General features: G+C 26.8%; 9 protein-coding genes. 1 reads left to right on the top strand and 8 read right to left on the bottom strand.

Annotation, left to right across the window (positions count from 1 at the left end):
- Positions 1-224: hypothetical protein (locus QM495_RS12835; RefSeq protein ID WP_408672513.1), on the top strand; the 224-nt coding region annotated here is incomplete at its 5' end.
- Positions 225-368: 144 nt separating this feature from the next.
- Here QM495_RS12835 and QM495_RS12830 read toward each other — a convergent pair.
- The 8 genes from QM495_RS12830 to QM495_RS12795 all read right to left on the bottom strand — a co-directional run bounded on the left by QM495_RS12830 (position 369) and on the right by QM495_RS12795 (position 7416).
- Positions 369-689 carry a hypothetical protein gene (locus QM495_RS12830; protein ID WP_408672512.1) on the bottom strand — a complete coding sequence of 107 codons (321 nt, stop codon included), beginning with the start codon at positions 687-689 and terminating at the stop codon, positions 369-371.
- A 36-nt stretch (positions 690-725) separates the two neighbouring features.
- A complete protein-coding gene (locus QM495_RS12825) occupies positions 726-2123 on the bottom strand; it encodes a hypothetical protein (protein ID WP_408672511.1) in 1398 nt (465 codons plus the stop codon).
- A 282-nt stretch (positions 2124-2405) separates the two neighbouring features.
- Entirely contained in the window at positions 2406-3647 is a 1242-nt protein-coding gene (locus QM495_RS12820) for a hypothetical protein (protein ID WP_408672510.1), read from the bottom strand.
- 4 nt (positions 3648-3651) lie between these two features.
- On the bottom strand, positions 3652-4752 hold the full coding sequence (locus QM495_RS12815) for a zonular occludens toxin domain-containing protein (protein WP_408672509.1): 1101 nt from the start codon (positions 4750-4752) through the stop codon (positions 3652-3654).
- Complete coding sequence (locus QM495_RS12810; protein WP_408672508.1) at positions 4752-4970, bottom strand: hypothetical protein; 219 nt, start codon at positions 4968-4970, stop codon at positions 4752-4754. Before QM495_RS12810 ends, QM495_RS12815 begins: the two co-directional genes overlap by 1 nt.
- A gap of 123 nt (positions 4971-5093) precedes the next feature.
- Positions 5094-5600 carry a hypothetical protein gene (locus QM495_RS12805; protein ID WP_408672507.1) on the bottom strand — a complete coding sequence of 169 codons (507 nt, stop codon included), beginning with the start codon at positions 5598-5600 and terminating at the stop codon, positions 5094-5096.
- A gap of 3 nt (positions 5601-5603) precedes the next feature.
- On the bottom strand, positions 5604-6974 hold the full coding sequence (locus tag QM495_RS12800) for a hypothetical protein (RefSeq protein WP_408672506.1): 1371 nt from the start codon (positions 6972-6974) through the stop codon (positions 5604-5606).
- A 127-nt stretch (positions 6975-7101) separates the two neighbouring features.
- Positions 7102-7416, bottom strand: coding sequence for a hypothetical protein (locus tag QM495_RS12795; protein ID WP_408672505.1), 315 nt, complete (start codon positions 7414-7416; stop codon positions 7102-7104).
- Positions 7417-7737: the final 321 nt, after the last annotated feature.

Genomic DNA, 7737 nt, shown 5'->3' with positions numbered 1-7737 from the left:
CAATTCCGATCGGAATAACAATTGCTGCAACCGAAGTAAGAACAGTCATGTACTCAGTCATTCCACCAGTAATGGCACCAGTGAAAGCAGTAGTTTGCTCTGGAGAAATGACATCCGCACTAGCTGCAACAGTCAAAATTGATGCTCCAAGAGAAAATAAACCTATTTTTTTCATAATAAAACCTTTAAAATTCGACTTACATCTCGAAGAAAGCGGAGCTTAAAAAGTTTTTAAAGTATTTTTACAAATTAAATATAATTCTAATTCTTCATCACTAACATCAAAATCACTTTTGACTAAAAAATCAAAATTTGTAATATAAAGATTAATTAACAAAATAAATAAATCAGAATTTAACATATTATATCTACTTTACTATGATTTTTGTATCATCGACTTGATTATAATAAGTATTCATTCCCATATTAAAAACATTTACAGAAATCTCAACTATTTTATCTTCATAAACTGCAGGATTTACTAAAACTTTTACATCAACAATCTGCTTCTTATTTTCGCCTGTATCTTTATTTAAGACTTTCTCACTTATGAACTGAAGATAATATTTTTCAGGTTGTGCTTGATAGACTTCGCCAGTCTTCGCATTAGTTTTTTCAGCACTTGCAGGCTTTACATAAGTATCGAAAACTTGACCCTTAATAGTTGTTACGATTTCTAATTTTTTCATCTTTTTCATCCTTATTTTAAATATACATCATTATATCTAATCTAAACTTTTTTTAAACTTAAATTTAAAAATTGGAAAACCTTTTTTTTGTAATATATCAATTTCTAAATCACTAAAAAATTCAGGTTCAGAATGCACAAAATCATTTGCTAAATTTTTTAAAGCATACACATTTTCAAATGGATTTTTAATTTTTAACAAATTTTCAACTTTATTGAATAAAATTGTATCATTATTATAAAGCACACCATTTTCATCATACTCATTCATTATTATTTCAGTTTTTTTAGGTTGAAATCTATAAATGCCATTTACATAATTCATTACAAATATATAAAATTTTCTATCTGTTATAAATTCCTCAATTTTAATACTATCCAAACCAAGACCATACATAAAACCCAAAGTTCCAAATAATCTTTTTTTGAATAAGTGGGGATACAAATCAACCATAACATCAGAGTCCATCGAGTTAAATTTCAAAGAATACTTTAAAATTTCCATTAAATTTTTTTTCAATAAATTATGATTATTACGATCAATAGGTAAAGGCGTAACAGAAGTGATATAACTATCGCCCGTTATGAATTTCCATTCCTCACTTAAAATTTTTGAATTATACATTATTTTTGTTTGATTTTTCAATTTTTTTGATGGATACATTTTAACATCTTTAATGGGTTTATCAAAAGCTAGCATAAGATTTATATGGGGATGAAAAGTATTATTATACTGATTATAAGTTATTTCAATACTGTATAAACCGCCTGATACTTTAAAAACTGTAGTTCCGTTATTACCTTTTTTAAAATCTTTTATCAACTGTCTTACATTAGAAAAGCTATCCCTTAAATGGTTGAAACATTTGTCAATATCACTGTCATTGACCACAGTTAGTACTATATAATACCAATTTTTATCTAATATATTTCCTTGATTTTTTAAGACTTTTTCATAAGATTTTTTAGTATGCTCACTTATAATCAAATCAAATTCATTATTTATAACATCTTCTTTTGTTTGCCTAACTTTTAAATTTTTTGATTTTATATCATCCGAAAAAAGATAAAAAAAGTCTTCAACTCTCTTTTGAATTTTAGATGCCTTTCTTGAAGCACAAAAAGGGCACAATAAGTGATTACCGCAAGCGTTTGACTTTATTTGCTTTATTTCAGAATTATCAACAAATTTAGCAAATTCTGCCCAGTTATTACAATTTTGAATTCTTGCCTGTTTGTTCGGAGAATAAAACTCCGTTAAACTTTTACCATTGTAAGACCAAGTCTCATCTCTATTTCTTTCAAAAAATCTAGAAATCGCTCTTTGAGTCTCAAAATTATGCAGTTTAAACTTTTTAAAAGTTTCTGTTAAATCACCTAACAACTCCCTATCATCTGTATTTAAAAAATCAATATGTTTTATATCAATTGCCATTTAAAAAGCCTTTTATTTAATATTTTATTATAGCCAAATCTATTTAAATTATGCCTTAATTAAGAATAATTTAAGCTAGCTCCCCAGTTATCTCGTTAGTATCAAGTAGAGTTTAAGAGAAATTCCCCGCAAGCGTGTTTTTCTCTTAAACTTATCAAAACTAATAAACTCGCCAAAAATCATTAACAATCGCAACTTTAAAGAATTGATACAAAAAAATAGCAAAAATAATTAACATAAAAAAAACTTTAAACATTTGAAAAAAAGTAATAAAATATAACATTATAAACCTCCTTTAAAAATTAACTTTTTATTTTTTTCAAGGATAAGAGAATTCTTCTTTTCAAGTGTGAAAATTATAACCGTAACTTTAGTATTTTTCGTATCACTAATATTCGTAAACAACCGCCCTAAAATAGGAATATCAGACAAAATAGGAACTTTTGAAACTACACTGTTACTATTTTTTGAGATAAACTGTATTAATGGAAGCTCTTCATTCAATTTTAAATTGTAAACGCCAGTCAAAGATTTGCTAGACATAGAAACTAAATTTTTTACAGAGTCATAAGACAATAAACTTGTCAAATTTAGATTTAGCTTAAAATTAATTGAATTATCTAGCATAAATCTAGGCATAATTTCAATGTTCATGCCCACTGTCACATTTTTGTAACTTGTTGAAATAGTATTATCTCTACTGTTAGCAATACTTGCATTCGCCACAGGAACAGACGAACCACTACTAAAGACAATCGACTCGCCATCAAAAATTGAAAATACAGGATTACTCATAATTCGCCCAAAACCCTTAGTTACCAAAAATTTAAAAACTGCATTCAAAGAGAGCCTACTCGTGGGAGTAGTTGAAACAAAATCTTGACCAACTGTACCTAAAACAGATAAACCAACATTAGAGCCAGTGCTAGCATAATTTAAAAGAGAATTTAAATTTATATTTTCTTCTTTTATTTTATTAATATCAAGTTCATAAATATGACCATTAAGTACATATTTATCTAAAGGTTTAAATTTAAAAAAACCTACTTTTATTTTTTGAATTTTAGAAGAAATCAAAAACCTACCTGCACCTAATCGAATAGCCTTATAGTCCATCAATTTTGCTATTTCTAAAATTCTCGAATATTTCATATTGGTGCTAATTATTTTTGTATATAATTGACTTCGCATAACTTTATTCTTATATTTTCGTAAATCTTTTTTCTGTTCTAGAATATCAGTTTTCTTGATATTCAAATCTTTTTTTGAAATTGCTGAAATATAAATAATTTTTTTGGTTATCATAATTTTATAATTCAACTTTTTACAAATCATTTCAATTTCTGATAAACTAAAATCTTTTTCAAGACGATTACTATAAACCAAAAAATTGTTTTGAATTGAAGTATCCAAAATTAAAGTTTTATTAATTTTTGATGCCACCAACATACTCAAGTCATCAATACTCATAACATCTGCTTTCAGCAAACTTACAAAAAACACAATTAAATAAATAAATTTCATTTTCTTATTCCTTAACTTTTTTTTCTTTTTTTTCAATAGGATTTAAAATATTAAATTTCATATAATCAAAAAACTTAACATCAACTTTGTAAAAATAGGTATTTCTTAAATTAAATTCTTTTTTATATTCTAATCCTAATGATTTTAACTTTAAAAATAATTCAGAATTCAAAGAATAAACTTTGTTATCAAAATAACAATTTGTATAATTACCAAATGAAATGCATTTAATTAAAACACTATTTTCAATAACTAATTCAGACTTTTTCAAATTTTTATTTATATTTACAACTACTTTTTTTTTAAAATCTTTATTACGATCCGTAGTCATGTCAGAATATTCTTTGTGAAGAAAATATATTGCTATAGGAATTCCAATCACTAAAAATATAATAGGAATTAAAAACTTTTTAAAAACAAATTTTGAAGATATGATATTATCCCCAGTGTCATAAAGCTCAAAAACCAAAGGTTCAATTTTGAAACTATTAATAGAAACTAAATTATCAGACACAGCTGTATTTGAAGAACTCCATAATTCTAAATACTTTGAACTTGTAATATTAAAAAGAGGATTTCTTATTCTATAAAAACGATTTATAGCTCCAGAATTATAATAACTATTATTCAAATTTTGAAACTTTTGAGTTATAAATATTATCCCAATATTATAATGCCTTCTAAACTTCATAAAATTTGCAAAGTCATCATCTTTTTTAGTTAAATAATGGTCACTTTCATCACACACAATCAAACTATCAAAATAATCAAAATCTTTTTCCAAATCTTTTCTAACATTTTCAGCGATGACACCACCACCTTCTGAATTGTACTTAGTATATGCTAATCTCTCTTTTTTAGAGAAAGATATCAAATGCGACATATCTAACCAGGAAAAAGTAACTTTTGACATCTCATTAAACTTTTCAAAATTAAAGCCATCTATATTTATAAAAACATTTTTAACTTTACTTTTAGGATTTCTAGTCAAATTAAGAAGCAATTGAACTAAAAAAGAAGTCTTACCTGAACCAATTTCACCACTAAGAATGGATGTATGAGATAAATAGCTTAAATCATCTAAATTAAATTTTGAAGGTAACATCATTTTACCTCCTGCAATAAATCTTCTTTAAAATTTTTAAATAAAATAAGTTCTTTTTGACTAAAATCATTTAAAAATAGTTCAAAACCAAGAGATAAAATTTTATACATATTTCTTTTTTCAGAAGAAAGACTATTTTTATATGTTCTCACAAGATTTTGGCGAGTCATTCCAATATGCGAAGCGAGTCTAAAATCAAAATTTTTTTTTGTAAGCATTTTGTAAACCTTTGTTTTAAGATACCATAATTATACAGTAAATAATACACATTGTCAAGATTTAAATGTAACATATGCAAAGAATTACAAAATTTGTGAGAAACGAATAAAAAAGAATTTTATCTATTTATATAAATTATTCATAAATTTTGGTGTTGAAACTTTTTCAGGTTGTTTAAAAAATGTTGAGGAAGCTGTTTTTAAGCCAGCTCGATACTCATTAATAATAAAAAAAGCAATCGAAATATAATAAATTGTTGACAAAATATCAAAAAAACCTATCTTATTTAAAAAAGATAAAGCAAGCATAATTGATGGAATTTTTAAAGGTGCTGTAATTATAAAATTAGCTAGATTATCATCAATAAATGGGAAACTAAAATCAAAAATAAAATACTTAATTAGAAAAAGTTCAAAAGATAATACAAAGCCAACCACTACATACATGAGCCCAGAATTTGCAGCAAAATTAAACACATCTGATATTTTGTTCATGATGAAATCAACAAAACCACCAGTGGCAACACCTCCGGCCAATGGATTCTTTTTAACAACTTTTATTAATTTTTTTATAGCTTTAAAAATAAAAAAAGCAATTTCAATAAATATAGGCACTAACGCGAATCTCATTTTTTAATCCTTACTACTTTTAAAATTTTCGATTATCATAAACAACAAAACAATACTAAATACAAAGAATAAAATTTTTCTCACAATAGCATAAATATCATCAAAATTACCAAAAATTGAAGTATCAAAATTCATTTGCTCTTCTGTATTTGAACCAAAATTTTTAATACTAACAGACTCAACAGGACTACTATCTTGTATATTAGTCTTGATTTGCTGAAATGGGTCAACAGATAACATCAAAGCTTCAATTTTAGAAATTACAAAATTCGCAAATGTATCTGCTTTGTCATCGCTTAAATCTAAAGTACTCGACCGATTGTCATCTAAAGGGACAACTAGGCTATCATTCAAATCATCAAAATTGAACTTTGACAAATCGGTACCATTAGTATCAAAAACACTTTTCAAATCACTTACTCCATTATTAATAGAGTTCAAAATTTTTTCAATACCGCTTAAATTTGCGTCAGAGCCATTTGTTCCATCTGCTCCAGTTGCACCAGTTGCACCAGTAGCACCAATTGTACCATTTGTACCATTAGTTCCATCAACACCATCTGTACCATTAGTTCCATCAACACCATCTGTTCCATCTGTACCATTAGTTCCATCAACACCATCTGTTCCATCTGTACCATTAGTTCCATCAACACCATCTGTTCCATTAGTTCCATCTGTACCATTAGTTCCATCAACACCATCTGTTCCAGTTGCACCAGTAGCACCAATTATCACATTTGTATTATTTGTATCGTTTGTATCATTTGTATCGTTTGTATCACTTGGTGTATTCGTAACAGGAATTGGAGAACATGTTTGAGAATAAGACCCCGTGTCACAAGACATACTAAGTGTATTTTTCGTCATATCACAACCTGTTTGCTGCGGATTATTTGAAAAGTAATTAATGGTATTCTGGCAACTAAAAGGAAGTTTCTCTAATACATAACACTTTGAGTCGCAAGCTTGATATGATAGAACTCCTGAATAACTGTCTCCACTTTTATTATAATTTGTAATACTTCCAGAACAATCAGAAGCAGGAATTGATACAACGGTATCAGACATAGAAGAACAAGTTGAATTAATGTACTCAGACTCACTAAGTGAAATTGAATTTCTGTAAGTTGCATTACCACAAGCAGGGGAACCATAAGTACCGCTCCACTGAGAATACGCAGAAGCAGAAGGAATATAACTATTGTGCGAATTTTCTACAATTTTATAATAAGTTGAAACAGAACCAAAGTCTTTATAATAATCACCAATCGCAAAGCCACCTGCAGCACCACAATCTGAACCATAAACCCAAACTTTTGCACTTAAAAAATTAGAATAAAATAAAACTAAAAAAAATAATAAAGTTTTCATATTTTAAGACCTTTTATAAAATTAAGAATTAATGTTGCAGGTAATAAAATCACTACAAAATTCAAAAATAAACTTGAAAAAACATTAAAACTTAAATTGTCAGTTAAATTAAAAATTATAAAATCCATCAAACACCCCAAATAACTAAAACTAAAATCAAAAACCCTATCAAAACACCACAAAATGCCATCAAATAATTAAATTCAGAAATCTCAATTCCATATTTTAAAGTTCGTTGACAACCATTATCAGTAAGAAAAAATCCATGCTTAATATTATCAATAGCTGAAAGAGAAGTTTGTTGAAAAACAGTTGTATTGGATTCTTGATAATATAGTAAATCATTACTTACATAATAATTGTCATTAATACATTTATCAACCAATAATGATTGAGCGTGCAAAGAGAAAGCTACCAAAAGAAAAAACAAAATATTTTTCATCACATAACCTTTCTTAAAAAAGAATAAATTTCTTTAACAATAAAAACTGAACTAAAAAACATCAAAATAGTAAAAAAGAAGATTGAAAAATCGTGAGTATAAATTACCATTTTGATATTTTCCTTATAAATAAAAAAAACTCGGACAAAAAGTCCAAGCAAAAATAAAATTATATATTTTTTCCACGAATTGATGGAATAAATTTCCATAAAAGACCAACAACAATTCCGATCGGAATAACAATTGCTGCAACCGAAGTAAGAACAGTCATGTACTCAGTCATTCCACCAGTAATGGCACCAGTGAAAGCAGTAGTTTGCT

Origin of the sequence: Lutibacter sp. (assembly GCF_046055765.1) — a bacterium.
Taxonomy (GTDB): domain Bacteria; phylum Bacteroidota; class Bacteroidia; order Flavobacteriales; family Flavobacteriaceae; genus Lutibacter.
Note: the sequence above shows the minus strand (reverse complement) of the source record. Positions and strands in the feature narration are given on the sequence as shown.

Coding starts and splice junctions, on each gene's coding strand:
- QM495_RS12820 (WP_408672510.1), bottom strand. CDS start 3,647: ATGAAATTTATTTATTTAATTGTGTTTTTTGTAAGTTTGCTGAAAGCA.
- QM495_RS12815 (WP_408672509.1), bottom strand. CDS start 4,752: ATGTTACCTTCAAAATTTAATTTAGATGATTTAAGCTATTTATCTCAT.
- QM495_RS12810 (WP_408672508.1), bottom strand. CDS start 4,970: ATGCTTACAAAAAAAAATTTTGATTTTAGACTCGCTTCGCATATTGGA.
- QM495_RS12825 (WP_408672511.1), bottom strand. CDS start 2,123: ATGGCAATTGATATAAAACATATTGATTTTTTAAATACAGATGATAGG.
- QM495_RS12800 (WP_408672506.1), bottom strand. CDS start 6,974: ATGAAAACTTTATTATTTTTTTTAGTTTTATTTTATTCTAATTTTTTA.
- QM495_RS12805 (WP_408672507.1), bottom strand. CDS start 5,600: ATGAGATTCGCGTTAGTGCCTATATTTATTGAAATTGCTTTTTTTATT.
- QM495_RS12795 (WP_408672505.1), bottom strand. CDS start 7,416: ATGAAAAATATTTTGTTTTTTCTTTTGGTAGCTTTCTCTTTGCACGCT.
- QM495_RS12830 (WP_408672512.1), bottom strand. CDS start 689: ATGAAAAAATTAGAAATCGTAACAACTATTAAGGGTCAAGTTTTCGAT.